22 protein-coding genes are annotated in these 24236 nt (G+C 72.3%); 11 read left to right on the top strand and 11 right to left on the bottom strand.

What is annotated here, in order from left to right:
• Positions 1-94: 94 nt before the first annotated feature.
• Positions 95-754 (top strand): response regulator transcription factor, encoded by a 660-nt coding sequence (locus ACQEVJ_RS12145; protein WP_433100231.1) that lies wholly within the window; start codon positions 95-97, stop codon positions 752-754.
• Positions 755-784: 30 nt separating this feature from the next.
• On the opposite strand, the gene ACQEVJ_RS12140 is transcribed toward ACQEVJ_RS12145, so the two are convergent.
• Positions 785-1135, bottom strand: coding sequence for a response regulator (locus ACQEVJ_RS12140; protein WP_433100229.1), 351 nt, complete (start codon positions 1133-1135; stop codon positions 785-787).
• A gap of 153 nt (positions 1136-1288) precedes the next feature.
• Positions 1289-1450 (bottom strand): hypothetical protein, encoded by a 162-nt coding sequence (locus ACQEVJ_RS12135; RefSeq protein WP_433100227.1) that lies wholly within the window; start codon positions 1448-1450, stop codon positions 1289-1291.
• Positions 1451-1538: 88 nt separating this feature from the next.
• Between ACQEVJ_RS12135 and ACQEVJ_RS12130 the strand changes: the two genes are divergently transcribed.
• Both ACQEVJ_RS12130 and ACQEVJ_RS12125 read left to right on the top strand, forming a co-directional pair.
• Positions 1539-1733: a DUF5999 family protein gene (locus ACQEVJ_RS12130; RefSeq protein ID WP_079313607.1), complete on the top strand. Its 195-nt coding sequence runs from the start codon at positions 1539-1541 to the stop codon at positions 1731-1733.
• A gap of 28 nt (positions 1734-1761) precedes the next feature.
• On the top strand, positions 1762-2226 hold the full coding sequence (locus tag ACQEVJ_RS12125) for an ATP-binding protein (RefSeq protein ID WP_433100225.1): 465 nt from the start codon (positions 1762-1764) through the stop codon (positions 2224-2226).
• On the opposite strand, the gene ACQEVJ_RS12120 is transcribed toward ACQEVJ_RS12125, so the two are convergent.
• Positions 2223-2390 (bottom strand): hypothetical protein, encoded by a 168-nt coding sequence (locus ACQEVJ_RS12120; protein WP_433100223.1) that lies wholly within the window; start codon positions 2388-2390, stop codon positions 2223-2225. The two genes, ACQEVJ_RS12125 and ACQEVJ_RS12120, sit on opposite strands and share 4 nt — an antisense overlap.
• A 227-nt stretch (positions 2391-2617) precedes the next feature.
• Here ACQEVJ_RS12120 and ACQEVJ_RS12115 point away from each other — a divergent pair, with 227 nt between their 5' ends.
• Complete coding sequence (locus ACQEVJ_RS12115; RefSeq protein WP_433100221.1) at positions 2618-4726, top strand: ATP-binding protein; 2109 nt, start codon at positions 2618-2620, stop codon at positions 4724-4726.
• A 22-nt stretch (positions 4727-4748) separates the two neighbouring features.
• Here the strand turns inward: ACQEVJ_RS12115 and ACQEVJ_RS12110 are convergent, their stop codons facing one another.
• Positions 4749-5642 (bottom strand): 4-epi-cubebol synthase, encoded by an 894-nt coding sequence (locus ACQEVJ_RS12110; protein ID WP_433100219.1) that lies wholly within the window; start codon positions 5640-5642, stop codon positions 4749-4751.
• Positions 5643-5805: 163 nt separating this feature from the next.
• Complete coding sequence (locus ACQEVJ_RS12105) at positions 5806-6198, bottom strand: ankyrin repeat domain-containing protein (protein WP_433100217.1); 393 nt, start codon at positions 6196-6198, stop codon at positions 5806-5808.
• Between the two features lie 116 nt (positions 6199-6314).
• Between ACQEVJ_RS12105 and ACQEVJ_RS12100 the strand changes: the two genes are divergently transcribed.
• Both ACQEVJ_RS12100 and ACQEVJ_RS12095 read left to right on the top strand, forming a co-directional pair.
• The gene (locus tag ACQEVJ_RS12100; RefSeq protein ID WP_433100215.1) at positions 6315-7220 is read left to right on the top strand and encodes a proteasome assembly chaperone family protein; all 906 of its coding nucleotides are present in this window, start codon (positions 6315-6317) and stop codon (positions 7218-7220) included.
• Positions 7221-7271: 51 nt separating this feature from the next.
• The gene (locus ACQEVJ_RS12095; RefSeq protein ID WP_433100213.1) at positions 7272-8372 is read left to right on the top strand and encodes a Gfo/Idh/MocA family oxidoreductase; all 1101 of its coding nucleotides are present in this window, start codon (positions 7272-7274) and stop codon (positions 8370-8372) included.
• On the opposite strand, the gene ACQEVJ_RS12090 is transcribed toward ACQEVJ_RS12095, so the two are convergent.
• On the bottom strand, positions 8347-8970 hold the full coding sequence (locus ACQEVJ_RS12090) for a TetR family transcriptional regulator (RefSeq protein WP_433100211.1): 624 nt from the start codon (positions 8968-8970) through the stop codon (positions 8347-8349). The two genes, ACQEVJ_RS12095 and ACQEVJ_RS12090, sit on opposite strands and share 26 nt — an antisense overlap.
• 100 nt (positions 8971-9070) lie before the next feature.
• On the opposite strand from ACQEVJ_RS12090, the gene ACQEVJ_RS12085 reads away from it, so the two are divergent.
• Complete coding sequence (locus ACQEVJ_RS12085) at positions 9071-9898, top strand: SDR family oxidoreductase (protein ID WP_433100209.1); 828 nt, start codon at positions 9071-9073, stop codon at positions 9896-9898.
• Positions 9899-9930: 32 nt separating this feature from the next.
• Here ACQEVJ_RS12085 and ACQEVJ_RS12080 read toward each other — a convergent pair whose 3' ends face one another.
• Positions 9931-10728, bottom strand: coding sequence for a tyrosine-protein phosphatase (locus ACQEVJ_RS12080; RefSeq protein WP_433100207.1), 798 nt, complete (start codon positions 10726-10728; stop codon positions 9931-9933).
• Between the two features lie 143 nt (positions 10729-10871).
• Complete coding sequence (locus ACQEVJ_RS12075; RefSeq protein ID WP_433100205.1) at positions 10872-13445, bottom strand: ATP-binding protein; 2574 nt, start codon at positions 13443-13445, stop codon at positions 10872-10874.
• 237 nt (positions 13446-13682) lie between these two features.
• Between ACQEVJ_RS12075 and ACQEVJ_RS12070 the strand changes: the two genes are divergently transcribed.
• Entirely contained in the window at positions 13683-14924 is a 1242-nt protein-coding gene (locus ACQEVJ_RS12070; protein ID WP_433100203.1) for an SGNH/GDSL hydrolase family protein, read from the top strand.
• A 35-nt stretch (positions 14925-14959) separates the two neighbouring features.
• A complete protein-coding gene (locus tag ACQEVJ_RS12065; protein ID WP_433100201.1) occupies positions 14960-16459 on the top strand; it encodes a serine/threonine-protein kinase in 1500 nt (499 codons plus the stop codon).
• Between the two features lie 13 nt (positions 16460-16472).
• Here the strand turns inward: ACQEVJ_RS12065 and ACQEVJ_RS12060 are convergent, their stop codons facing one another.
• Positions 16473-16976, bottom strand: coding sequence for a hypothetical protein (locus ACQEVJ_RS12060; protein WP_433100199.1), 504 nt, complete (start codon positions 16974-16976; stop codon positions 16473-16475).
• Positions 16977-17110: 134 nt separating this feature from the next.
• Here ACQEVJ_RS12060 and ACQEVJ_RS12055 point away from each other — a divergent pair, with 134 nt between their 5' ends.
• Positions 17111-17683 (top strand): hemerythrin domain-containing protein, encoded by a 573-nt coding sequence (locus ACQEVJ_RS12055; protein WP_433100197.1) that lies wholly within the window; start codon positions 17111-17113, stop codon positions 17681-17683.
• Between the two features lie 202 nt (positions 17684-17885).
• Here the strand turns inward: ACQEVJ_RS12055 and ACQEVJ_RS12050 are convergent, their stop codons facing one another.
• A complete protein-coding gene (locus ACQEVJ_RS12050; protein WP_433100195.1) occupies positions 17886-18539 on the bottom strand; it encodes an HAD family hydrolase in 654 nt (217 codons plus the stop codon).
• Between the two features lie 64 nt (positions 18540-18603).
• On the opposite strand from ACQEVJ_RS12050, the gene ACQEVJ_RS12045 reads away from it, so the two are divergent.
• Complete coding sequence (locus tag ACQEVJ_RS12045; RefSeq protein ID WP_433100193.1) at positions 18604-20169, top strand: gamma-glutamyltransferase family protein; 1566 nt, start codon at positions 18604-18606, stop codon at positions 20167-20169.
• A 79-nt stretch (positions 20170-20248) separates the two neighbouring features.
• On the opposite strand, the gene hrpA is transcribed toward ACQEVJ_RS12045, so the two are convergent.
• Positions 20249-24175 (bottom strand): ATP-dependent RNA helicase HrpA, encoded by a 3927-nt coding sequence (gene hrpA / locus ACQEVJ_RS12040; RefSeq protein WP_433100191.1) that lies wholly within the window; start codon positions 24173-24175, stop codon positions 20249-20251.
• Positions 24176-24236 lie beyond the last annotated feature (61 nt).

Genomic DNA, 24236 nt, shown 5'->3' with positions numbered 1-24236 from the left:
CGGGTAGAGGTACGGGCGAAAGCCCAGGTCAACGCCGTTGCCCGCCATGCCCGACAGGAACGGGTGATCGGCGCCCGGAGAAGGCGGCAGAGCGGTGGACGAGACTCCGACGCGGGTGGTGCTGGCGGACGACGACGTCCTGTTGCGCGAGGGGCTGGCCAGCCTGCTGGAGCGCTCGGGATTCGAGGTCGCCGGCCAGGCGGGGAACGCGGCCGAGCTGCTCGCCCTCGTACGGGAACGCCGTCCGGACCTTGCCGTCGTCGACATCCGGATGCCTCCGAGGCATGAGACGGAGGGCGTCGAGGCGGCCAAGGTCATCCGCGCGGAGTTCCCCGAGGTGGGCATCCTGCTGCTGTCGGCGCACGTCGAGGTCGACCAGGCGATGGAGTTGCTCGCCACCGGGCACCGGATCGGCTACCTGCTCAAGAGCCGGGTGACCGCGGTGTCCGACTTCGTCGAGACGCTCGGACGCATCGTCCACGGCGGCTCGGTCGTCGATCCCAGCCTCGTGGCCGAGCTGTTCAACGCCCGCCGCCGGCAGGATCCGCTGGAGCTGCTGACCCAGCGTGAGCGCGAGGTGCTCTCCCTCATGGCGGAGGGCCGCTCGAACGCGGGGATCGCGCACAAACTCTGGATCACCGAGGGCACGGTCGAAAAGCACGTGCGCAGCATCATGTCGAGGCTGCGTCTGCCGGAGGCGGAGGACGACCACCGCCGCGTGCTCGCGGTGCTCGCGTTCCTCGACGCCCGCTGAGGCCGTACCGGTGTCGTCGGCCCGGCCGGTTCAGGCGTCCACGCCCCGCAGGATCTCGTCGATGGCCCGTCCCGACAGGCGCGGCTTCGACAGGAAGGCGACGGCCGTGCTGGTCGCGATCAGCTCGGCGAAGTCCTGCTCGTCGTACGTCGAGATCAGGATGACCGGCGGCGGTTCCCCGTCGCCCGCGTCGTGCAGACGCCGGGCCAGGTCGAATCCGTTCTCCTCGCCCAGGTCGATGTCGACCAGCACGACGTCCGGCCGGAGCTCGCCGAACCGGCCGAGCGCTTCGGCGATCGTGGACGCGACGCCGACGACAGCGACGCCGTCCGCCTCCAGCAACAGGCGGGCGGCCTCCTTGAAGTGATCGCTGTCGTCCACTATGAGACACCGGAGGGGCACATCTCCAGAGTGACATCGGAGCGCGTCCGCGTCATTGCAGCTAGCGGGCATCCCGAGGTGCCGTGGGCACGCCCGTCGGATGGGGGCTGCCAGCGCAGACGGCGGGGCCTCCAGAGACCATCGTGGGAGGTATCAGCGAGCGACCGTGCGGCGGGTGGGATCACCCGAGGCCCGGAAGGAGGCGGCGATGCTGACCGACCGCCACGAGGCGTGGGCCGGCGAGGCCACCGGCCGGGGCCCGGCCGCGCCGATGCCGGGCGGGTCCGGAGCGGTCCCGCAGCGGGCCGCCGGCACAGGCCCACCCGGAGCTGTTCGGCCCGCTTGGCCGCGACCGGCTCTTCGTGAACTGTCCGCCGTCTGCTGAAGGATCGAGGTGAAACCCATGTGCCCGCACACCCCGCCGTGTCCGCCCGCGTACGCCCCCGATCACGACGCCGCCCGTCTCGTGGCCTTCCACCCCGAGCAGGGATGGGGGCTGCTCTGCAACGGTGTCGTGGTGTTCGAGGACACCGGCGAACTGCTGCCCGACGGCCGGAGCCTCCTCCCGCACCGGGCCTGCTATGCACAGGCCGCGTGAGTCCACGGGCATGGCCACGCTGATCTCCATGCCTCGTCGGCCGGACGGCGCCTTCCCGTGGGAGCGGCTCCCGGCCGTGGACGACGCGACGGACGACGGCATGCCGGACGCGCGCCGGGCGTCCTGGACCCTCCCCGCCGAGGCGTCCTCCACGAGCCGGGCGCGCCGGCTCGTCCGCGCCGCGCTGCGGGACTGGGCGGGCATCGCGTACGGCGAGGTGCCCGAGGTGGCCGAACTGCTCGTCAGCGAGCTGGTCGCCAACGTCCTGCGGCACGGGAGGGGGGAACCGGTCCTCACGCTCCTGCTGCGGGACGGTGTCCTGCGGTGCGAGGTCGAGGACGAGGCCCGCGTTCCGGTGCGGGCCCGCGACAGGTCACCGGACGACGAGGGCGGCCGGGGGCTGCTGATCGTCGAATCCCTGTCCAGCTCCTGGGGCGTGCGCCCGACGAGCAGGGGGAAGGCCGTCTGGTTCGAGCTGGCGGTGCGACCCTAGTCCCAGTGAGGCGGGCGTTCCTCCAGCAGGTGAGAGACGTCGGAGTCGGAGCGCCAATCGCCCCACCCGAGGTCGGTGTCGTCGCTCGTCTGGTCAGGCAGCACCGGCAGCCCCTCCTCGAAGAGGTCCACCGGACGCATGTCATCCGGATGCTGCGCACTCACGCGGCCAATGTTACTGGCTCCGCCCGGAGCCGCGAAGCCGCGAGAGCCGGAGCCTGGGACCCTCAGCGCGACGGCCGCTGGGACTCCTTCCCCCGAGGGGAGATCACCCCGCCTCCCGGCCGGGCAAACGTCACGCCCGTACCACCGGACAGCCAACCACACGCAAAGGTACGATGCGGGAGCAGGGAGCACGCCGGACGAACCCCCCCCCCCCCCCGTGAGGCGGCATGGCAACGCCAGCAGGATGGCGGCAAGAAGGCAACCTGCCCGTGGAGCTGACCAGCTTCGTCGGGCGGACGCGGTTGCTCGCGTCGCTGAGACAGAGGCTGCAGGAGTACCGGCTGATCACCGTGACGGGCATCGGCGGGGTCGGCAAGTCGCGCACCGCGCTGCGTCTCGCGCACCAGGTGCGACGGCAGTTCAGGGACGGCGTCTGGTACGTCGACCTGGCCCGGCTGCAGGACCCCGCGATGGTCTACCACACGATCACGGCCGCGCTCGGCATCGCCGACCAGTCGCCGCGCGAAGGATCGGACACCCTCGCCGAATGGCTGGCCGAACGGGAGCTCCTGCTCATCCTGGACACCTGCGAGCACCTGGTCGACGCGTGCGCCCGGCTCACACAGGAACTGCTCAACACGGCGCCGAACCTGCGCATCCTGGCGACGAGCCGGCGGTCGCTGAACGCGCCGGGCGAGTACACGGCCGCCGTGCCGCCGCTGTCGGTGCCCGGCGACAACCCCGCCGAGAACCCGTTCACCAACGAGGCCGTCGAGCTGTTCGGCGCGCGGGCCTCCTCCGTCGTGCCCGACTTCGTGGTGGACGAGGACAACATCACGGCCGTCGCCGAGCTGTGCCGCCGCCTCGACGGGATCCCGCTGGCCATCGAACTGGCCGCCGTACGCCTGCGCACGCTGTCGGTCGAGCAGATCCTCGCGCTGCTCGCCGACCGGTTCAGCCTGCTCGCCGGGGCCAGCCGTACGGCGCTGCCGCGGCACCAGACGCTGCGCGCGGCGATCGGGTGGAGCCACGAGCTGTGCGAACCGGCCGAGCGGCTGCTGTGGGCACGGCTGTCGGTGTTCGCCGGCGACTTCGAGCTGGAGGCGGCCCGGCACGTCTGCGCCGGCGACGCCCTGCCCTCCGACCGGATCCTCGACGTGATCGGCGGCCTGGTCGACAAGTCGGTCCTGTTGAGCTTCCCCACCCCGGCCGGCCAGCGATACCGGCTGATCGACACGCTGCGGCAGTACGGCGGCGAGTGGCTGGACAAGCTCGGCGAGACGCAGGAGCTGCGTCGCAGCCACCGCGACTACTACCTTCAGCTCGCCGAGCGCAGCGAACACTCGTGGTCGGGACCGCGCCAGGTCCACTGGTACACCCGGATGCGTCAGGAGCACGACAACATCCGCGTCGCGCTCGTCTACTGCCTGTCCACCCCGGGCGAGGAGCGCGTGGGCCTGGAGCTGCTGTCGGCCCTGTGGTTCCTGTGGGTCGCCTGCGGCTTCGCCCGTGAGGGCGTGATCTACCTGGAGCGCGCGCTCAAGGCCAGCCCCTCGCCCAGCAAGGAACGCTGTAAGGCCCTGTGGGTGCTGGCCTACATCCGCAGTGCCCAGGGCGACATGGCCGGCGCGCTCGACGCGGCCGAGCAGTGCAGCACCGACGCGGTGCGTGTGGGCGACTCGGGTGCGGTGCTGCTCGCGACCAAGATGCAGGGCACCGCGGCCATGCTGCAGGGCGACGCGAAGAAGGCGACCGCGCTGCTCGGCGTCGCGATCGAGTTCCACCGCGGCGGCCGGGAGCTGAACCCGGGCCTGCTGCCGGCGATCGTCGAGCTGTCCATGGTGCTGCTCGCGCAGAGCGAGTTCGAGGAGGCGGAGACGCTGCTGGTCGACTGCCTGCAGGTCTGCCAGGAGCGCGGCGAGCTGTGGCTGCGCTCCTACGCCTGGTACGTCTCCTCCCTCGTCCACCGGGCGATCGGCAGGCGCGACGAGGCGCTGGTGGCGTGCAAGGAGGCGCTGCGCATCAAGCGGCACTTCCACGACGTGCTCGGCATCGTCCTGTGCGTGGACAACCTCGCGACGCTGAACCTCGAAGCCGGTGAGCCGGAACGGACGGCGACCCTCCTCGGGGCGGCCCAGGCCAACTGGCGGACCTTCGGGCTGCCCCAGTTCGGGTCGCCGTTCTTCACGACCGAGTACGAGCAGTGCGTCAAGGAGTGCAAGAAGCTGATCGGCGACGCCGCCTACGACGAGGCGTACGCCGTCGGGGCCCGGTTCAGCCTGAGCGACCTCGTCGAGTACGCGCTGGACGATCTCGACGACTTCCACCTGGACTGACCGGGCCGCCGACGGCCGGTGGTCACTGCCAGGCGCCGAAGTACCGGGAGCTGGTCAGCGAGTAGTCCACGCTGCCGCTGATCCAGTACTTCAGGCCGTTCACGTACGCGTCGACGGCGGACGAGCCGAGCGCCTCGGTGGCGGGGGTGAGCGCCGCCATCGCGGCGACCGCCTCGTCGCGCATCGCGCCGATCCGGTCCATCGCCTCCTGGACCGTGCAGCCGGTGTGCCCGACCAGCACGCTGACGAGGTTGTTGCGGATGTTCGCCTCACCCCGCTCCTTGGCGTACGAGATGAGGTCGTTGTCCCAGACGACCACGTCGTTGGCGTGCTCGGTCATCTCGTGCACCACCGGATGGCGCCACTCGTCCATGGTGAGACGGACCTCGGCAGCCACGTCGATCAGCGCGAAGACGGTCAGCATCGCGCCGGTCCTGCGGCGCATGAAGATGTAGTCGTCGATCGTGGGGACGACGTCGTCCTCCCGGTTGGCGGCCTCCCAGACCTGGGCGAACAGATAGTCCTTGGTCATCGTGCGCCACCGGTCGAGCTGGTCGGCGGTGCCGTGTTCCCTGATCCGCGTCTTGACGTCGAGGAGCGCGCGGGCGAAGACGTTCTCGACCGGTTCGTCCCCCTCGTTGTCCTCGACCACGCTGTAGAGCTGGGGCAGGGCCCGGGCGATCTCGGCGGCCCGCCGGTCCGACTCGCAGTAGGCGTCGTCGAACGCGAACAGCCACACGCACCAGTCCGTGACGAGCTGGCACAGCTCCCGGGAGGCGTACGGGTAGGTCCGGGCGCCGAGCCATCCGTAGCGGGCGAGCCGGAAACGCTCGAGCTGGTCGTCGTCGGCGATCATGCCGGAGGCGGCCAGCCAGGCCAGCGTGTCCCGATTCACCTCGTCGACGTGCGGGTTCACCGCACTCGGGAAGGGGCAGGTGAGCGAGGGAAGGCGGAGGGGGCGCCCATTGAGGGAATCCGCTTTCGCAGTAGCCATCCGACAAGCATGGTCCTGCCGCATGATCGGCGCCAGACTCCCCGTAATTACGGACACACCGGTCAATAAGATCAGCTCAGCCGGATCAGCCCTCGATGAGCGCGACGATCTCGGCGTCACCGAACATGCGGGCGGTGTCGACGGCCGACGGCGTCCCGGCGTAGCGATCGGCTCCCAGCTCCAGCAACGCCCGCACGACCTCGGGCTCCTTCTTGAACACCGCGCCGGCGAGCGGGGTCTGCCCGCGGTCGTTGGCGAGGTCGGGGTCCGCGCCCCGTTCGCCCAGTGCGCGCACCGTGGCGGCGTGCCCGTGGTAGGCCGCCAGCATGAGCAGGGTGTCGCCCTTCTGGTTGCGCAGGTCGACGGGCACGCCCGCGTCGACGTACGCGCACAGCGCCTCGGTCCGCCCCGACCTCGCGAGGTCGAACAGCCTGGTGGCGAACTCCTCCAGCTCAGGGTCCGGCTCCATGCTCCCCATTGTCCAACGGTAGGGTCGCCGCGACCGCCCCGGAATCGAGCACCGAACAAGCACGGAATCGACCGGGGGTCCCATAGGTTCAGTAGGTAAAGACTTCGTGAGAAAGGCTGGGACACGTGTCCGACCCCACGGATCTCTATCGGCTCGACGGGGACCTGCCCGAGCTGACCGATCCGGTGCTGCTCTACCACTTCGAGGGGTTCGTCGACGCCGGTGCCGCCGGGCGGCTGGCCCTGGGGCACCTCCTCGCCGAACTGGAGCACCGGGTCATCGCGACCTTCGACGTGGACCGGCTGCTCGACTACCGGTCCCGCCGCCCGGCGATGACCTTCGACGCCGATCACTGGAGCGACTACGACACTCCGGAGCTGGCCGTCTACCTGACCAAGGACGTCACGGGCACGCCGTTCCTCATCATGAGCGGCCCGGAGCCGGACCGGGAGTGGGAGCTGTTCACCGAGGCCGTCGGCATGCTGGTGACGCGGCTCAACATCGGCAGGCTGGTGACCGTCCACGGCATCCCGATGGGCGTCCCGCACACCAGGCCGCTGGGCATGACGGCCCACGCCACGCGCCCCGACCTCGTCCACGGGCAGACCAGCCCCTTCGGCAAGGTCCGCGTGCCCGGAAGCCTCGCCGCGCTCATCGAGTTCCGGCTCGGGGCGAAGGGCCACGACGCGCTCGGCTACGCGATCCACGTGCCCCACTACCTCGCCCAGGCGGAATACCCGCAGGCCGCGGTGACGGCGCTGGAGGCCGTCACCCGAGGCACCGGGCTGGTCTTCCCCATGGACGCGCTCAGGGACGCGGCCGACAAGACCAACACCGAGATCGAGGAGCAGATCGCGGCGTCCGATGAGCTCGCCGGCGCCATCCGCGGCCTGGAGCAGCAGTACGACGCGTTCCAGTCGGGCGCCGAACGGGAGAGCCTGCTGGCCGAGGACGCGCAGATGCCCACGGGTGACGAGCTCGCCGCCCAGTTCGAGGCGTTCCTCGCCGAACGGGACGACCGCGACACCTGAGCCGCCGCGGAACCGCCGCCCCCGACCCAATCGAAGGATGCCCCGCCCCTCATGCCGCCCTCAGATCTCCCCGGAATCCGCGTCGGATTGGCTGGTTTCGGTCCGGCCGGATCCTTCTTCCACGCGCCGCTGATCGCCGCCACGCCGGGGATGCGCCTCGCCGCCGTCGTCGCCCGCGACCCCGCCAGGGCCGAGCGCGTCCGCGCCGAGCACCCCGGCGCGGATGTCGTCCCCGCCGCTGACGACCTGTGGGATCGCTGCGATCTCGTGGTGATCGCGACGCCGAACCGCACCCACGTGCCCCTGGCGACCGAGGCGCTCAAGGCCGGGCTTCCCGTGGTCGTCGACAAGCCGCTGGCCGGCGCCGCCGCGGAGGCCCGCGACCTCGTACGGCTCGCGCGCGACCGCGGGCTCATGCTGACGGTATTCCAGAACAGGCGCTGGGACGGCGACTTCCTGACGCTGCGCCGGCTGCTGCCCGAGCTGGGCGAGGTCCACCGGTTCGAGTCGCGGTTCGAGCGGTGGCGGCCGGTGCCCAAGGGCGGCTGGCGCGAGTCGGGCGGCCCGGAGGAGATCGGCGGCACCCTCTGGGACCTCGGCAGCCACCTGGCGGACCAGGCCCTGCGCCTGTTCGGCCCGATCTCCCACGTGTACGCGGAGACCGACGTCAGGCGGGCCGGGGTGCGCAACGACGACGACGCGTTCGTCGCGCTGACCCACCGGAACGGGACCCGCTCGCACCTGTGGATGAGCGCGGTGGCCGCGAACCTCGGCCCGAGGTTCCGGGTGCTCGGCTCCCGCGCGTCGTACGTCAAGTGGGGGCTGGACCCCCAGGAGGAGCGCCTGCGGGCGGGCGAGCGCCCGGACGCCGGAGACTACGCCTCCGGAGAGGGCCTCGGAGAGGGTTCCGGCTGGGGCACCGAGCCCGCGGAGCGCTGGGGCACGCTCGGGGCCGAGGGCGACGCCCGCCCGGTGCCCACGGAGCCCGGGGCGTACCAGCGGTTCTACGAGGGCGTCGTGGCCTGCCTGCGGGACGGTGCGCCGCCCCCGGTCGAGCCGGACGACGCGGCCGAGACCATCGCCGTCCTGGAGGCCGCCGCCCTCTCGGCCGCCCGCGGCCAGGTGGTCACCCTCCCCGAGCGGGAGGAGTAGCCGCCGGGTTCGCCGTGGCGAGTCTGCGAGCGGCTTCGACCACCGTCTCGCGGCGGCGGGCCAAGGCGGCCTGGTCGGTCTCCTCATCCAGAACGAGGCGGCACATCCCGGGCACCGCGAAGTTCCACGAGATCAGTCCCATGACGGTGAACAACAGGTCCTGGGCGGCGCGGACCCGTGCGTCCTCGGGAAGGTGGCAGGCCACGCCTCCGTCCACGAGATGGTGGACCTTCTCGCGGAAAGCGTCACGCCGCTCCCGCTCGCCCTCGCCGGGTTCGTCGCCCGCCTCCAGCGCCTCCCACAGCAGCAGCCTGATCAGCTCCGGGTGCTCCCGGTACCAGTCGAACATCTGCCCGACCGACTCGGCCACCGCGTCGGGATCGAGGGAGACGGAGACGCGGACCTCCTCCAGCTTCGCCCGCAGGACGGCGGCGAACAGCTTCTCCTTGCTGCCGTAATAGAGGTAGATGGCCTGCTTGTTGGCCCTGGCGGCCGTCGCGATCCGGTCGACCCTGGCCCCCGCCAGGCCGTGCTCGGCGAACTCGGCGGCGGCGGCGTCGAAGATCCGCCGTCTGGTGTCCTCCGCGTCGTAGACCATGCACGAATTAAACCATCCGGTTGACTCCTCTCCGTCCAGGCGGCAGTATCGAGGTCGTACTAAAACAACCAGATGGTTTATTTCACCGAAAGGCTCTCCCATGAGCACCGAGACACCGAGCACCGAGACACCGAGCACTGCGACACCCATCCCCGTCCGGTCGCCGCTGACGAGCGCCCTGTCCGGCACGACCGCCGTCCTCATCGGCGGAAGCTCCGGCATCGGGCTGGCCGCGGGCGTCCTGCTGCGTTCGGTCGGCGCCCGCGTCGTGCTGGTCGGCCGCGACCCCGACCGGCTGAAGGCCGCCGTCTCCCGGGTGCGCGGCGCGAGCCCGGCCGAGGACCCCGCCGACGCCGTGCTGGGCGTTTCCGGGGACGGCGGAGACGAGCAGACCCTCGCCGAGGCCTTCGACAGGGCGGGTCACGTCGACCACGTGTACGTCACCGCCGGCGGCATCAGCGGCGCCGGCCCGCTGACCGGGCTGTCGGCCGACGACATCCGCGCGACCCTCGGCTCGGGCCCCCTCCAGACGGCCTTCGCCACCGCCCGCGCGGCGGCGACCCGGCTTCCCGCGGGAGGCTCGCTCACGTTCAGCTCGGGCATCCTCGTGGTCCGCCCCGCTCCCGGAATGACCGTCCCACTGTCACTCGCCGGCGCCGTGGAGACCCTCACCAAAGCCCTCGCCGTGGAACTCGCCCCCGCACGGGTGCGCGTGAACACCGTCCGCTACGGCCGGATCGACACCCCGCTCCTGCGCTCGCTGCCGGGGCTGGACTCCGACGACGCGATCGCCGCCGCCGGATCGACCGCCCCCCTCGGCCGTTTCGGCACCGCCGAGGAGGCCGCCGCCACGGCTGTCTTCCTCATGGCCAACAACTACGTCACCGGCCAGGTCGTCACCGTCGACGGCGGCGAAACCCTCACCTGACCCCCGCTTCCGCCTCCGCGGAGCGGCGGCCGTCAGTCGCGCAGCCTGCCGCGCAGGGCCTCGGTGTCGGCGTCGGTCCACCCGTGGGTGCGCAGCCAGCCGAGGGGGCCGCCGAACCGGTCGTCCAGCGTCGACAGGAACTGGCCCATGTACTCGGGCCGCGGCAGGTGGCTGTCGGCCGGCTTCGAGTCGAGATCCTCGCGGTAGGTGCGGCTGGCGCGCAGCCGGGCGAGGATGCCCTCCAGCCGCTCGCCGGTGGCGACGTAGTCCTCGATGATCGCCTCCCGGGTGGCGCCCGCGACGGCGAGTGCCAGGGCGCAGACCACTCCGGTGCGGTCCTTGCCCGCCGCGCAGTGGACCACGGCCGTGCCGTCGTCACGTGCGAGCACCCGCAGGGCGGCCACCACCGAGTCGGGCCGGTCGCGCAGGTATCCGTAGTAGTAGCCGGTCACGCGGAGTTCGGCGAGGTCCTCCTCGTCCCGCTCGCCCTGCCACGGCAGGGCCCTGTCGTCGATGGTGTCGGCCTCGACGTCGGTGAGGCGCCCGCCCTCAGCGAACAGGCTGAGGTGGTGGATGCCGACCTCCGGCAGGAGGGTCAGCGGGCCGGGCCCCTCCAGGCGTACCTCGGTCTCCGACCGCAGGTCGACCACGTGCCGCAGCTTGAGGTCGCCCACGAGCAGTGCCACGTCACCCTCGGTCAGGCCCTGCAGGTTGTCGGCCCGCAGGATCCGGCCGGGCACCGTGGTCCCGCCGTCCGCGGTGGGCAGGCCGCCGAGGTCCCGTACGTTCGCCGCGCCTTCCAGAACGATCCAACGCTCGTATGCATTCATCAAGCCGAGCCTATCCGTCCCTCTATGACGGAAGAATGAGTGCAGAGTGAAGATCTGCACCCGCTGTCACATCGATCCCGCTACCTGCCTCAGCGTCCCTTCCTCGCCGGACCAGGCGCCGCACGTCGCCCGCGATCACCGGGTCAGGGCCCGGTGACGCGGTCGAGCAGGGCCTGGGCGCGTGAGACACCGGCCTCGTTGCCGAGGCTCTGGTAGATCTCCAGGGCCTCGGCGACGGGCTCGTGCGCCTCGTCCCTGCGGCCCGCATCCAGCAGCACCTCGCCGAGGGTGCGCAGCCCGCGGGCCTGCCACCAGCGGTCGCCCAGCTCCGCGAACTCCCGCACGGTCTCACGCAGCGCGGCGACCGCCTCGTCCGCGCGCCCCAGCCTGGCCAGCGCCGCGCCCTCCGACGACCGGGTCCTGGCGACACCCCAGGAGTCCCCGAGCTTCTCGAGCGTCTCCTTCGCCAGGCGCACCCCGGCGTACTCGCGCAGGCCGTTGTGCGGGTCGCCGATCTCGCCGGCGGCGCGCAGGCAGCGGGCCTCCTCCCACTCCTCCCCGCGCTCGTCGAACGCCCGGATGGCGAAGCGAAGGGCGTTGCCCGCCAGGACGAACCTGCGCTCCGCCCCCGAGTCGCCCCCGGCGCGGAGCAGCTCGCGCGCCTCGGCGGCCAGCACCTCTCCGAGCACCCGCTGGGTCTGCGCCTCCGAATAGCGGTTGCCCCCGCTCTCGAAGACCGCGAGAGAGTCCTCAAGGAGCCGCCTCGCCTCGGCGAGCCTGCCCTGGGCCATGCGCAGCTCGGCCAGGTTGCGCTGGGTGCGCGCCTGCCACCAGCGGTCGTCCTCGGCCTTGAACGCGCTGACCGCGCCGGTGAGATACCCCTGCCCGCGGTCGAGGTTGCCCTCGCCGAACAGGGTCATCCCGACCGTACGCATGGCCCGCGCCGCCCACCATGACTCCCCCAGGCCGGTGAAGAGCTCCAGCGCCCGCTCGGCGTCCGTCCTCGCCGCAGCGGATCGCCCGCTGCCGCCCACGACCGCCGCCCGTTCCATCAGTGCGATCCCCACGGCCCTGGGGTCGCCGGTGCGCTCGGCGGCATCGCAGACCAGGTCGGCGACCTCCCGCCAGTCGGACCAGTACGCGCGCAGCGAGTGGCACAGCGAGCAGAAGGCGCGGCCGGTCGCCCAGGCCAGGTCCCACAGCTCCTGCGACCTGGCCATGTGGACGGCGGACAGCAGGGCGAGCCGCTCGGCCGTGAACCAGGCGGCCGAGGAGACCTCGCCGCTGTCGCCGCTCTCGCCGCTTTCACCGACGACGCGCACGCCGCGGCGCCGCCAGTCCTGCGGCCAGCGCTCGGTGGCGGCGCTCTCGGCCCGGCGGCGGTAGCCGTACAGGACCCGCTCGATGGCGGCGCGGCGGCGCTCCTCGGGCTCCTCCCGTACGGCGACCTCGCGGGCGAACAGCCGGACCAGGTCGTGCAGGCGGTAGCGCATCCGGCCGGTGACGTCGCGGCCCGAGCACTCGGCGAGCTGCGCGTCCACCAGTGCCTCCAGCTGGTCGGCGCCGTCGAGCTCCGAGGCGCCCAGCAGGTCGCCGGCCACCCACGCCTGCATGTCGGGCGCGGGCAGCAGGCCGAGCAGGCGCAGCAACCTGCGCTGGATGTCGGTGCAGTCGTCGTAGCTGAGCTGCAGCGAGGCCCGCACGCTGCGGTCGATCTGCGTGCCGATCTCCAGCTGGCCGAGCCTGCGCCGCTCGTCGGCGAGCCGGTCGGCCAGTTCCCGCAGGGACCACCGCTCCCTGGTCGCCAGGCGTCCGCCGCAGATGCTGATGGCGAGCGGCAGCCGATCGCACAGCCGCACGATCGCGAGGGCGGAGTCGAGGTCGGCGGCGACGCGCTCGTCTCCGGCGAGCCGGGCGAGCAGCTCGACCCCCTGCGCCTCGGTGAAGGCGGCGAGCTGCCGGTCGTAGCGGTTGCGCAGGAACAGCGGCTGCCGCGAGGTGACGATCACGGCGCAGCCCGGCTCCGGCGGGATCAGGACCCTGACCTGCTCACCGCTCTGCGCGTTGTCGAGGAATATCAGGACGCGCAGGTCCTTGGTCCACGTCCACCAGAGCTTCTGCAGCTCGGTGAGGCCGCCGGGGTCGGTGGTCAGCCGGACGCCGAGGGCCCGCAGGAACGCCGCGAGCACCTCCTCCGGCCGCACCGCGCCGTCCGCGCCCCGCAGATCGAAGTAGAGCTGGCCGTCGGGGAACTCGCCGATGACCTCGTGGGCGAACCGCGCGGCCAGCGCCGACTTGCCGACGCCGGCCCGCCCGTAGAGCGAAACGACCAGCGGGGCGTCCTGGTCGCCCGCGGCAGGACGGTCCCGCGCGGCGAACTGCTCGTGCAGCTCCGCGAGCACCTCACGCCGCCCGGTGAAGTGCGCGATGACCGGCGGCAGCTCGGCGGGCGGCGGCGTCCCCCTCGCCGCCCGCGGGCCGGACACCGCCGACGGGGGCGCGAGCGTGGCCCAGGTCAGGGCGCCGACGAGCGCCGCCGCCACCGCGGTGATCGCCACGCGGGCGGGCACCGGCAGCGTCCATATGTCGAGGGAGGTGCCGAGCGCGCTCGCCACGGCCGCCGCCACGCCCGCGAGGGCGGGCGCGGCCAGCGAACCACGCCGGCGAGCGGGCGGCCGTACGCCCGGGACGTCGTCGTCACGCGTGGACGGGAGCATCCGTCAGGTCCTCCAGGACGTCGGACGGCTCGGAGAACGGGCAAGGCTACAGTCGGGATTCAACCAGAATGCGGTCAGCCCATTACGCCTGATGGTCAACTTCTCACCCAGTGTTCGCCAAACAGCCGTAAGGTATGGCGTCGCGGACGCTTTTCGATCAACGTTCTCGGCGGAGCGATCGGAAGCGGGGCCGCCACGGACCCGCCCCAGGCAGCCACACCCAAATGGAGGACCCGGATGGCACGGCCGGCTCACCGGTTGACCATGGCCGCTCTCGCCCTCGCCGTCAGCGGCGCGACCGCCGTGCTTCCCACGGCGCCGGTCCACGCGGAGTCCCTCACGGCCGCGCCGAAGCCCCGTGGCGACTCGCCCGTACGGCGTCCCCTGGTCGGCACGTGGACCACCTCGACCGACCGCGTCACGGCGGCCCTCGGCGGGCAGACCGTGCGGATGGTCGTGCGCGCCAGCGTCGGCGGCGCCGGCATGCGCCTGCGCCTGTCCAACGTCTTCGGGGAGGCGCCGGTGACGTTCGCCACCGTGCACGTGGGCGTCCAGGCGTACGGCGCCGAGATCCTCGCGGGCACCAACCGGCCGGTGACCTTCCGCAAGCGCACCACGGTGAGGGTGCCGCCGGGCCAGGCCGTCTGGAGCGACCCGATCCCGGGCCGGATCGCGGGCGGCTCCGCCCTGGTCGTCAGCCTCCACCTGCCCGGCACGGTCACGGGCGTGACCGGGCACGAACGCGCCTATAGCACCACCTATCTGTCGGACCCGGGGGACCACGCGGCGGAGGAGAGCGGCGAGGGCTTCACCTACACCAGCACGCAGTGGTACTTCCTCGACCGGATCGCGGTCGAGGCGGGCGCGGCCACGACGGGCTCGGTGGTCGCGTTCGGCGACTCGATCACCGACGGCGCGGGCCAGGCCGTCGACGCCAACCGCCGCTGGACCGACTACCTGCGGCAGCGGCTGGCCCACCGGTCGCCGTCGCGGCGGATGGGGGTGCTCAACGCCGGCATCGCCGGGAACCGGCTGCTGCGCTCCAACGTCGGCCCGAGCGGTCTCAGCCGGTTCTACCGCGACGCTCTGACCCAGCCGGGGGCGCGCACGGTGGTGGTCTACGAGGGGATCAACGACATCGCCCGGGGCGACTACACCTCGATCAAGTCGCTCGCCTACGGATACAAGAGGTTGATCCGCGAGGCGCACGCCCGCAAGATCAAGGTGCTGGGCGCCACACTCACCCCCTTCTACGGCTGGGGCACCTGGACGCCGGAGCGCGAGGAGATCAGGCAGCGGCTGAACGCCTGGATCCGCACGAGCAAGGCGTTCGACGGCGTCCTCGACTTCGACCGGGCCGTACGCGACCCGCAGTTCCCCGAGCAGCTGGCCGTCTCGTACGACTCGGGCGATCACCTGCACCTGAGCGACGCCGGGCGGCGCGCGCTCGCCTACGCCCTGAACCCGCGCCTGCTCTGATCCCGGACCGGCCGCGGGATCGCTACGGTGTGACCATGGCCGCCCCCCTTGATCCAGACGACCCGCGTACGCTCGGCGGGTTCCGCATCAGCGGACGGCTCGGCGAGGGCGGCCAAGGCGTCGTCTACCTGGGTCACGCGCCCGACGGCGGACCGGTCGCGGTGAAGGTGCTCAAGACCGGGCTCGACCCCGCCGTCCGGGCACGGCTGGCGCGCGAACTCGACGTCCTGCGCGGCGTCGCCCCCTTCTGCACGGCCAGGGTGATCACGGCCGTGGTGGACGGGCGCGAGCCGTACGTCGTGAGCGAGTTCGTCGACGGCCCCTCGCTCCAGCAGCGGGTGACCGCGTCGGGGCCGCTGCGCGGAGGCGAGCTGGAACGGCTCGCGGTGGGAACGGCGACCGCGCTGGCGGCGATCCACGCCGCGGGCATCGTGCACCGCGACTTCAAGCCGGGCAACGTGCTGCTGGGGCCGGACGGACCCCGCGTGGTCGATTTCGGCATCGCCCGGCAGGGCGAGAGCGAGACGATGACCGCGGGCCCCGTGGGCACCCCGGCCTACCTGGCGCCCGAGCAGATCGCGGGACATGCGGCCACCCCCGCCTCCGACGTGTTCGCGTGGGGAGCGACGATCGTCTTCGCCGCCACCGGCCGGGCGGCGTTCGGCGCCGGCAACGTCGCCGCCGTGCTGCACCGGATCATGACGACCTTCCCCGACCTGACGGCGGTGCCCCCGCCCCTGCGGGCGCTGGTCGAACGCTGCCTCGCCAAGGACCCCGCCGCCCGCCCCGCCGCCCGCGACCTGCTGCTCGAACTGGTCGGCACCGCGCCCGGCCCGGTGCGTACGGGTGCGGCGGTGAACGGCGTCACTCCTGCCGCGCCCGCGCAGCCGTACGACCCGTCTCCGTGGCCGCATACGTCGCCGTCGGCGGGTCCGGCCGGGAAGCACGGCGCCGCCGGGACCGACACGGTTCCCGGTGGCGGCCGGGGCGGTTCGCGCACCCGGGTCCTGGCCGGGGCCGGTGCGGCCGTGGCGGCTCTCGGGATCACCGCGGCGCTGCTGGTCCCGCGCCTGACCGCGGTGTCCGACGGTCCGTCCCCCCCGCCCCAGACGACCGCTCCCGCCCGGAGCACGTACCCGCCGGGCCCGACGCCGACCACCCCCGGGCCCGGCGGCACGAGCGGGACGGCCCCCGCGACCGCCTCCGCGCCGGCGGGCATTCCGCAGACGTTCGCGGGGAAGTGGGGGGGCCACATCGCGCCCACCGCCGGTCTCCTCACGAGCGAGTACGACATCGAGATCGAGTTGAAGCGCGGCAAGCCGTCCGGCAAGTGGAAGGAGCCGGCGAACTCGTGCGAGGGCACGCTGCGGCTGACCGCGGCGTCTGCCTCCGCGCTCACGTTCCGGCTGGAGGACGTCCCGCAGTGCGTCCCCGGCGACGTCGTGCTCACGCGCAAGGGCGACGCCCTCGCCTACCGCCACACCGACGACCTCGGTCTGTTCGCCTACGAGGGAACCCTCACCAGGGACTCCTGAAATCGTCCCGGGCTCATCGCCTCCCGGGTGCGTGTCTCGCGGCCCCGACCGCGAGGGGGATCGCCAGCAGTCCGAGCAGGACGAGCTGGGTCTGGCGCTGGTCGAGAGAGTTCTGGCACGGAATGGGCAGGTCGCCGTACCAAGGGGTGAACACGGCGGCGGGCGGGCCACACCGCCACTCTGGCGGCGACAACGGCCACAGCGCCAGCGCCAGGATCAAACCGAAGAGCGCGACCAGCGCACGCTCGGTGTCGGACGTCACGCTCTCGGGATGCTCCACGCGGCGCCACTGACCGTATGCCCAGAAGTAGGCGGCGAGCGCCACGGCGGTGAAGACCTTGGCGGCCCGATCGTGGTTGTCGCTATCGAGCATGCAGTGATAGCAGGCGACGGGTTCGACGAACACGAACAGCAGCACCGCCACCGCCAGGCACATCAGGGCGAGCCACCACGCCGGATGCCAGGCGAACTCCCATGGGCCGACACGCGCACGGCCCCTCTCCAATTCGCGGTTCATGGCAGCGAGGGTGGCGTCCCGCACTTGTGAGCCGGTTGAAGGGCACATGGACGAGATCCGGTGCTCCCGGGGCGGGACCGGTGTGATCATCACGGCGCCGGGTAGTGCGAGCGTCCACGCACAGGAGGAAACCCATGGCAACCGACGTCATCAGCCTGATCAAGGACGATCACCGCGACGTGGAGTCGCTGTTCGAGCGGCTCCAGAAGATGCCGGAGAACCGGCCGGCCCTGCTCGCGGAGCTGGCGGCGAAGTTCATCGCCCACAGCGAGGGCGAGGAGGACGAGGTCTACCCCGCGCTCGCCAAGCGGCGGCCCGAGGAGAAGGAGGAGGTCCACCACGGCGCGGAGGAGCACCACGAGGCCGAGGAGATGATCTCCCGGCTTCTGGAGACCGCCCCGGACAGCCCCGAGTTCGACACGCTGCTGCACGAGCTGATCGAGGCGGTGACGCACCACGTCGAGGAGGAGGAGAACGACATCCTCCCGGTCCTGGAGAAGGCCGTCCCCTTCGAGGAGCGGGTGCGGCTCGGCAAGGCCTTCAGCAAGCGGAAGGCCGAGGCGCTGGCCACTCCGATCAAGCCGCGCTCGCGGACGAAGGACGAGCTGTTGCACCAGGCCAAGGAGCTGGGCGTCGAGGGCGCGTCGGGGATGAACAAGGATGAGCTCATCGCCGCCGTCAGGCAGAAGAAGCAGGAAAAGGGCTGAGCGCGCCACGTCGCGGCGCTGTCCTTCCCCCGTCGGACGGCGAACCGTCACAGGCAGGAGTACAGCGCCGCGACCATGGGGTTCCACCCTGGGGGCCGGGCCGGCCGCGCTGACGACGAGGCGGCTCGGGGTGTGGGCCAGGACGACGCCCGGGTCCGGGTCGGCGAAGGCGAGCGCCCCGCCCGAACCGCTGCGCCCCTGATCAGCCGAGCGTGGGGACCAGGCGGACGAGGTCGGCGAGGCCGTCGGCGACGAGGTCGGCACGGGCGGCGTCCGGGCGCTCGGAGTGCAGGTAGCCCCAGGGCCCCCGGCGCAGCAGGGCCGTTCGCATCCCGGCGCGCGCGGCGGGCAGGACGTCGTTGTCGAGGCGGTCGCCGACGTACAGGATCTGCCCGGGCTCATGACCGCAGACGGCCGCGACCTTGGCGAAGAACGCGGGATCGGGCTTCTCCACCCCCCATCCGGCCGAGGTGTGGATCCCGTCGACCGGCAGGTCCATCGCGACCAGCGCGTCGTACGCCTGGGGCGGCTGGTTGCCCGCGACGACCAGGTCGTAGCCGGCCTCCCGCAGGGCCGCGAGGCCGGGTCGCACGTCCGGGTAGAGGTCGTCGGCGTCGAAGTTCTCGCGCAGCCCGTCCGGGTCCTCGCGCCGCCACGCCTCCATCTCGGCGTCGAGGTCGATTCCCGGCCTGACCAGCTCGAACGCCTCCCGGTGGCTCCGGTCGAGCGCGGCCATGCCGCCGAGCACGCCCATGAAGGTCAGGCGCGGCACGCCCAGCCGGTCGGCCCACCTGGACCAGATCCGGGTCTCGTCGATGAGCGTCTCCCCCACGTCGAACACGAGCGCCCGGACCATAACCGCCTCTCCCCTTCGTCCTGTTACGGCAGCCACTCTATGGTGTGCCGTAACATCGCCGAACGTGAGCGAGACTCGGTACGCCCTGAACGGCATGGTGTGCACCGTCGATCATCTGGCCTCGGCTGCGGGCGTCGCCATGCTCGACAGAGGCGGCAACGCGGTGGACGCGGCGATCGCCGCCAACGCCGTGCTGGCGGTCACCGCCCCGCACATGTGCGGTCTCGGCGGCGACCTGTTCGCCCTCGTCCACGACGGAAGCCCCGACGGGAACCACAGCGCGAGCCAGGGCGGGGGCGTCGCCGCGCTCAACGCCTCGGGGCGGGCGGGCTCGGGCGCCGATCCCGGCCGGCTGCGGGCGGAGGGCCTCGACCGGATGCCCCACCTGTACGACATCCGCTCGGTCCCGGTGCCCGGCTGCGCCGACGGGTGGCTGGCGCTGCACGAGCGGTACGCCCGCCTGCCGCTCGCCGACCTGCTGGCCCCCGCGATCCGCCTCGCGGCCGAAGGCTTCCCCGCCTCGCCGCTGCTCGCCCCTGGCGGGGAGTTCATCGGCTCGCTGCCCGGAGCGGGAGACCTCGCGGCCGCCCGCCGCGCCGGGGACGTGATCCGCCGGCCCGGCGTCGCCAGGGCCCTCGCCGCGCTCGGCGAGGGCGGCCGGGCCGCGTTCTACCAGGGCGAGTTCGGCAAGGGGCTGCTGGAGCTGGGCGGCGGCGAGTACACCGAGGAGGACCTGGCCCGGCCGAACGCCGACTGGGTGGAGCCGCTGAGCACCGAGGTGTTCGGGCACCGGATCTGGACCATTCCGCCGAACTCCCAGGGTTACCTGCTCCTGCTGGCCCTGGAGATCCTCGCCGAGTTCGGCCCGCCCGCCGACCCCGCCGACCCGCGCTGGGCCCACCTGCTGGTGGAGTCGGCCAGGGCGGCCGGGCACGACCGGCTCGACGTCCTGCACGAGGCCGCCGTGGCGCCGCTCGGCACGGCCGCCGCCCGCCGCGCGCTGGTCGATCCCGACCTGCGCTCCCCCCTGCCCGACGCTCCCGCCGCGCCGGGCGACACGACGTATCTGTGCGTGGTCGACGGGGACGGCATGGGCGTCTCGCTCATCCAGTCGAACGCGTCGGGCTTCGGCAGCCTGCTCTTCGAGCCCAGCACCGGGATCAACCTGCACAACCGCGGCATCGGCTTCTCGCTCACGCCCGGCCATCCCGCGGAGTACGGCCCGCACCGCAGGCCACCCCACACGCTGTGCCCGGCGCTGGTCACCCGGCCGGACGGCACGCTGCGTACCGTTCTCGGCACGATGGGCGGCGACGCGCAGCCGCAGATCCTGCTGCAGCTGGTCACCCGCCTGCTCGCACACGGCCAGACGCCCGGCGAGGCGATCGGCGCCCCGCGCTGGGCGCTCGGCAGCGGCACCGGCTTCGACACCTGGCGGTCCGCCCCGGTGGTCGAGGTCGAGGAGGGCGCGCCCTGGGCGAACGGCCTGCGCGAGCGCGGGCACACCGTCGAGACGGTGGAGTGGGGCTCCAACTTCGGCCACGCCCACCTGATCGACCTGCTCCCGTCGGGCGTGCTCGCCGGGGCGGCCGACCCCCGCGCGCTGATCGGCGCCGCCCTGGGCCGCTGAGCCGTGTCTCCCTGGGCCGCTGAGCTGTGTCGCTGAAACCCTGTCGCTGAAACCCTGTCGCTGAAGGCTCTGCCGCTGGCTACGACGTCCGGGCCGCCTCCTCGACCTGCTGCATGGCCTTGCGGATGCGCTTCTCGGAGACCGGGGTGGGAGTGCCGAGCTGCTGGGCGAAGAAGCTCACCCGCAGCTCCTCGATCATCCACCGGATGTCCCGTACGGCCTTGGCGTCCCGCTCGGCGGGCTTCAGCCGGTCGAGCAGGTCGCGGTACTCGTCCTCGACGTCGTGCACGCGGTGCATCCACTCGCGGTCGCGGCGGGGATCGTCCGGGAGCTTGTCGAGCCGGCGCTCGACCGCCCGCAGGTAGCGGTGCACGTCCGGCAGCCGGTCGTAGCCCGTCTCGGTGACGAAGCCGTCGTGCACCAGCCCGTCGAGCTGGTCCGCGATGTCGGCCCTGAGATCGGCCACGCCGCCGCCCAGCGCGCCGAGCCGGTTCTGCGCGGCGTGCCAGGCCGCCAGGACCCGCTCCACCCGGGAGACGACCTCCTCGGTCGTCTCGAACAGCGAGGCGCGCACGTGGTCGCGCAGCCGCTCGAACCCGGCCTCGTCCCAGACCGGCCCGCCCGCCTCCGCCATCAGCCTGTCGGCGGCGCACGCGGTGCAGTCGTCGAACAGGGCGGCGGCCCCGCCATGCGGGCTGCGACTGAGGGCGAGCTTCTGCGCGGTGGTCAGGGTCCGCAGGATGGCCTTGGCCGGGTTGACCACGTTGAGCAGCAGCAGCCTCCTGGTGCCCGCCCACATGGCCCTGTCGCGCTCGCGCTCGGTCTCGAACATCCGGACCGCGACGCTCGTGCCCTCGTCCACCAGGGCCGGGTAGGCCCGCAGCCTGCCCTGCTCGAACACCTTCGGCAGGGTGCCGATCGTCCAGCCGTGCAGGCCGTCGCGTTCGAGGTCGTCGGCGGCCTTCGACAGCGTGGCGCGCAGCTTCGGCGCGAGCCGCCGCTTGAGCGCCTCCAGGTCCTTGTCCTCGCCCACCGTGCGCTTGCGGTCGTCGACCACCCGGTAGGTGATCCGCAGGTGGGCGGGGAGCTGGTCGAGGGCCCACGCGTCGCGCGGCACCTCCACCCCGGTCAGCGCCCGCAGCTCGCGCTCCAGCGCCTCGAGGATCGGCTCGCCGCCGGGCCGTACGCGTTCCAGCACGGCCTTGGCGTAGTTGGGGGCGGGCACGAAGTTGCGGCGCAGGTTCTTCGGCAGCGACCGGATGAGCGCGGTGACGAGGTCCTCGCGCAGGCCGGGGATCTGCCAGTCGAAACCGGTCGGGTCGACCTGGTTGAGCACGGCGAGCGGGATGTGGACGGTCACGCCGTCCGCCTCACCCGTCTCCGCCGCGCCGGGCTCGAAGCGGTAGGTCAGCCGCATCCGCTGGCCGTTCTGCCGCCAGGCGTCGGGGTAGTCCCCGGCGCTGACCCCGGCGCTGTCGTTGACCAGCATCTCCGGCGAGAACGTCAGCAGGTCGGGCGTCTCCCGCGACGTCTTCTTCCACCAGCTGTCGAAGTGCCTGCCCGAGACCACGTCGGCCGGGATCCGCTGGTCGTAGAAGTCGAACAGCGTCTCGTCGTCCACGAGGATGTCGCGGCGGCGGGCCTTCTCCTCCAGCTGCTCGACCTCCTCGAGCAGCTTGCGGTTCTCGTGGAAGAACTTGTGGTGGGTGCGCCAGTCGCCGTCGACCAGCGCGTGCCGGATGAACAGCTCCCGGCTCAGCTCGGGGTCGATGCGGCCGTAGTTGACCTTCCGCTCGGTCACGATCGGCACGCCGTACAGCGTCACCTTCTCCAGCGCGACGACGGCGGCCTGGTCCTTCTCCCAATGCGGCTCGCTGTAGGTGCGCTTGACGAGGTGCTGCGCGAGGGGCTCGATCCAGCCGGGCTCGATCTTGGCGTTGACCCGGGCCCACAGCCGGGAGGTCTCCACCAGCTCGGCCGACATCACCCACTGCGGCTGCGCCTTGGCCAGTGCCGAGCCGGGGAAGATCGCGAAGCGGGCGTTGCGGGCGCCGATGTACTCCGTGATCGGCCTGCGGCCGTCCTGCCTGCGCTTCTCGACGACGTCCTTGACCCCGATGTGCGACAGCAGGCCGGCCAGCAGCGACTGGTGGATCCGCTGGGGGTCGGCGGGCACGCTGTTGGGCACGATGCCCAGCGTCTTGGCCACCTGGCGGAGCTGGCTGTCGATGTCCTGCCACTCCCGCACGCGCAGGTAGTTGAGGTAGTCGGCCTTGCACAGCCGCCGGAACGCGCTCGACGACAGCTCCTTCTGCCTGTCGCGGAGGTGGTTCCAGAGGTTGAGGTAGGTCAGGAAGTCCGATTCCTTGTCGGCGAAGCGGCGGTGCTTCTCGTCGGCCGCCTGCTGCTTGTCGGCCGGCCGCTCGCGCGGGTCCTGGATGGACAGCGCGGCCGCGATGATCATCACCTCGCGGGCGCAGCCGTTCTTCTCGGCCTCCAGCACCATCCGGGCGAGACGGGGGTCGACCGGGAGCTGCGCCAGCTTGCGCCCGAGCGGCGTGAGCTGCGTCCCCTTCCCGGCCTCCCGGCCCGCGCCCTTGTCGGCGAGGGCGCCGAGCTCAAGCAGCAGGTTGACGCCGTCCCTGATCTGACGGCTGTCCGGCGGCTCCACGAACGGGAACGCCGCGATGTCCCCCAGGCCCAGCGACGTCATCTGCAGGATGACGCTCGCCAGGTTCGTACGGAGGATCTCGGGGTCGGTGAACTCCGGCCGGGAGAGGAAGTCCTCCTCCGAGTAGAGCCGGATGCACACGCCGTCCGAGGTACGGCCGCAGCGGCCCTTGCGCTGATTGGCCGACGCCTGGGAGACCGGCTCGATCGGCAGCCGCTGGACCTTCAGCCGGTGGCTGTAGCGGGAGATCCGCGCCGTGCCCGGATCGACCACGTACTTGATGCCGGGAACGGTCAGCGAGGTCTCGGCGACGTTGGTGGCCAGCACGATCCGGCGTCCCCTGTGCTGCTGGAAGACCCGGTGCTGCTCGGCGGCCGACAGCCGCGCGTACAGCGGGAGGACCTCCTCCGGACGGCCCTTGAGCGCGTCGGCGGTGTCGCGGATCTCCCGCTCGCCGCTGAGGAAGACCAGGATGTCGCCCGGCCCCTCGGCGCACAGCTCGTCCACGGCGTCGACGATGGCCTGGGTCTGGTCGTCGTCCTCGTCGACCGGGCGGTAGCGCACCTCCACGGGGTAGGTGCGCCCGGACACCTCGATCACGGGCGCCGGTTCCCCGCCCGGTTGGGCGAAGTGCCGGGCGAACCGCTCGGGGTCGATGGTCGCGGAGGTGATGACCACCTTGAGGTCGGGCCGTTTGGGGAGGAGCTGCTTGAGATAGCCGAGGATGAAGTCGATGTTGAGGCTGCGCTCGTGCGCCTCGTCGATGATCAGCGTGTCGTACCGCAGCAGGAGCGGGTCGGTCTGCATCTCGGCGAGCAGGATGCCGTCGGTCATCAGCTTGACCAGCGTCCCGTCGCTGGAGTGGTCGGTGAAGCGGACCTTGTAGCCGACCGCCTCCCCCAGCTCGATCGACAGCTCCTCGGCGATGCGCTCGGCGACCGTGCGGGCGGCGATGCGGCGCGGCTGGGTGTGGCCGACGACCCCGTGGACCCCCCGGCCGAGCTCCAGGCAGATCTTGGGGATCTGGGTGGTCTTTCCCGAGCCGGTCTCACCGGCCACGATGACGACCTGGTGGTCCCTGATGGCCTCAAGCAGGTCGTCCTTGTGCCGGCTGACCGGCAGCTCGGGAGGGTAGCTGAGGGCGGGGACGGCCGCGCGGCGCGCGGCCACGCGGCGTTCCGCGGCCTCCACGTCCCCCGCGATCTCCTGGACGACGGACTGGCGAGCGGCGCGGTCGCGGACCCGGCGCATGCCGTCGAGACGGCGGCGCAGCCTGCGCTGGTCGCGCAGCATCAGGTCGGGGAGGCGGGCCTGGAGATCGGCGAGCGTGTTCATTCCATGCTCAAGGATAGGCAACACCCCCCGCCGATCTGCCAGCCGTTTTCCGGCGGCCCCT

This window comes from Microbispora sp. CA-102843 (assembly GCF_050936215.1).
Lineage (GTDB): Bacteria > Actinomycetota > Actinomycetes > Streptosporangiales > Streptosporangiaceae > Microbispora.
The sequence above is the reverse complement of the archived record's forward strand: the minus strand, read 5'-3'. Positions and strand labels throughout refer to the sequence as shown.

Coding starts and splice junctions, on each gene's coding strand:
- ACQEVJ_RS12130 (WP_079313607.1), top strand. CDS start 1,539: ATGTGCCCGCACACCCCGCCGTGTCCGCCCGCGTACGCCCCCGATCAC.
- ACQEVJ_RS12125 (WP_433100225.1), top strand. CDS start 1,762: ATGCCTCGTCGGCCGGACGGCGCCTTCCCGTGGGAGCGGCTCCCGGCC.
- ACQEVJ_RS12115 (WP_433100221.1), top strand. CDS start 2,618: ATGGCAACGCCAGCAGGATGGCGGCAAGAAGGCAACCTGCCCGTGGAG.
- ACQEVJ_RS12105 (WP_433100217.1), bottom strand. CDS start 6,198: ATGGGGAGCATGGAGCCGGACCCTGAGCTGGAGGAGTTCGCCACCAGG.
- ACQEVJ_RS12095 (WP_433100213.1), top strand. CDS start 7,272: ATGCCGCCCTCAGATCTCCCCGGAATCCGCGTCGGATTGGCTGGTTTC.
- ACQEVJ_RS12090 (WP_433100211.1), bottom strand. CDS start 8,970: ATGGTCTACGACGCGGAGGACACCAGACGGCGGATCTTCGACGCCGCC.
- ACQEVJ_RS12085 (WP_433100209.1), top strand. CDS start 9,071: ATGAGCACCGAGACACCGAGCACCGAGACACCGAGCACTGCGACACCC.
- ACQEVJ_RS12080 (WP_433100207.1), bottom strand. CDS start 10,728: ATGAATGCATACGAGCGTTGGATCGTTCTGGAAGGCGCGGCGAACGTA.
- ACQEVJ_RS12075 (WP_433100205.1), bottom strand. CDS start 13,445: ATGCTCCCGTCCACGCGTGACGACGACGTCCCGGGCGTACGGCCGCCC.
- ACQEVJ_RS12070 (WP_433100203.1), top strand. CDS start 13,683: ATGGCACGGCCGGCTCACCGGTTGACCATGGCCGCTCTCGCCCTCGCC.
- ACQEVJ_RS12065 (WP_433100201.1), top strand. CDS start 14,960: ATGGCCGCCCCCCTTGATCCAGACGACCCGCGTACGCTCGGCGGGTTC.
- ACQEVJ_RS12060 (WP_433100199.1), bottom strand. CDS start 16,976: ATGAACCGCGAATTGGAGAGGGGCCGTGCGCGTGTCGGCCCATGGGAG.
- ACQEVJ_RS12055 (WP_433100197.1), top strand. CDS start 17,111: ATGGCAACCGACGTCATCAGCCTGATCAAGGACGATCACCGCGACGTG.
- ACQEVJ_RS12050 (WP_433100195.1), bottom strand. CDS start 18,539: ATGGTCCGGGCGCTCGTGTTCGACGTGGGGGAGACGCTCATCGACGAG.
- hrpA (WP_433100191.1), bottom strand. CDS start 24,175: ATGAACACGCTCGCCGATCTCCAGGCCCGCCTCCCCGACCTGATGCTG.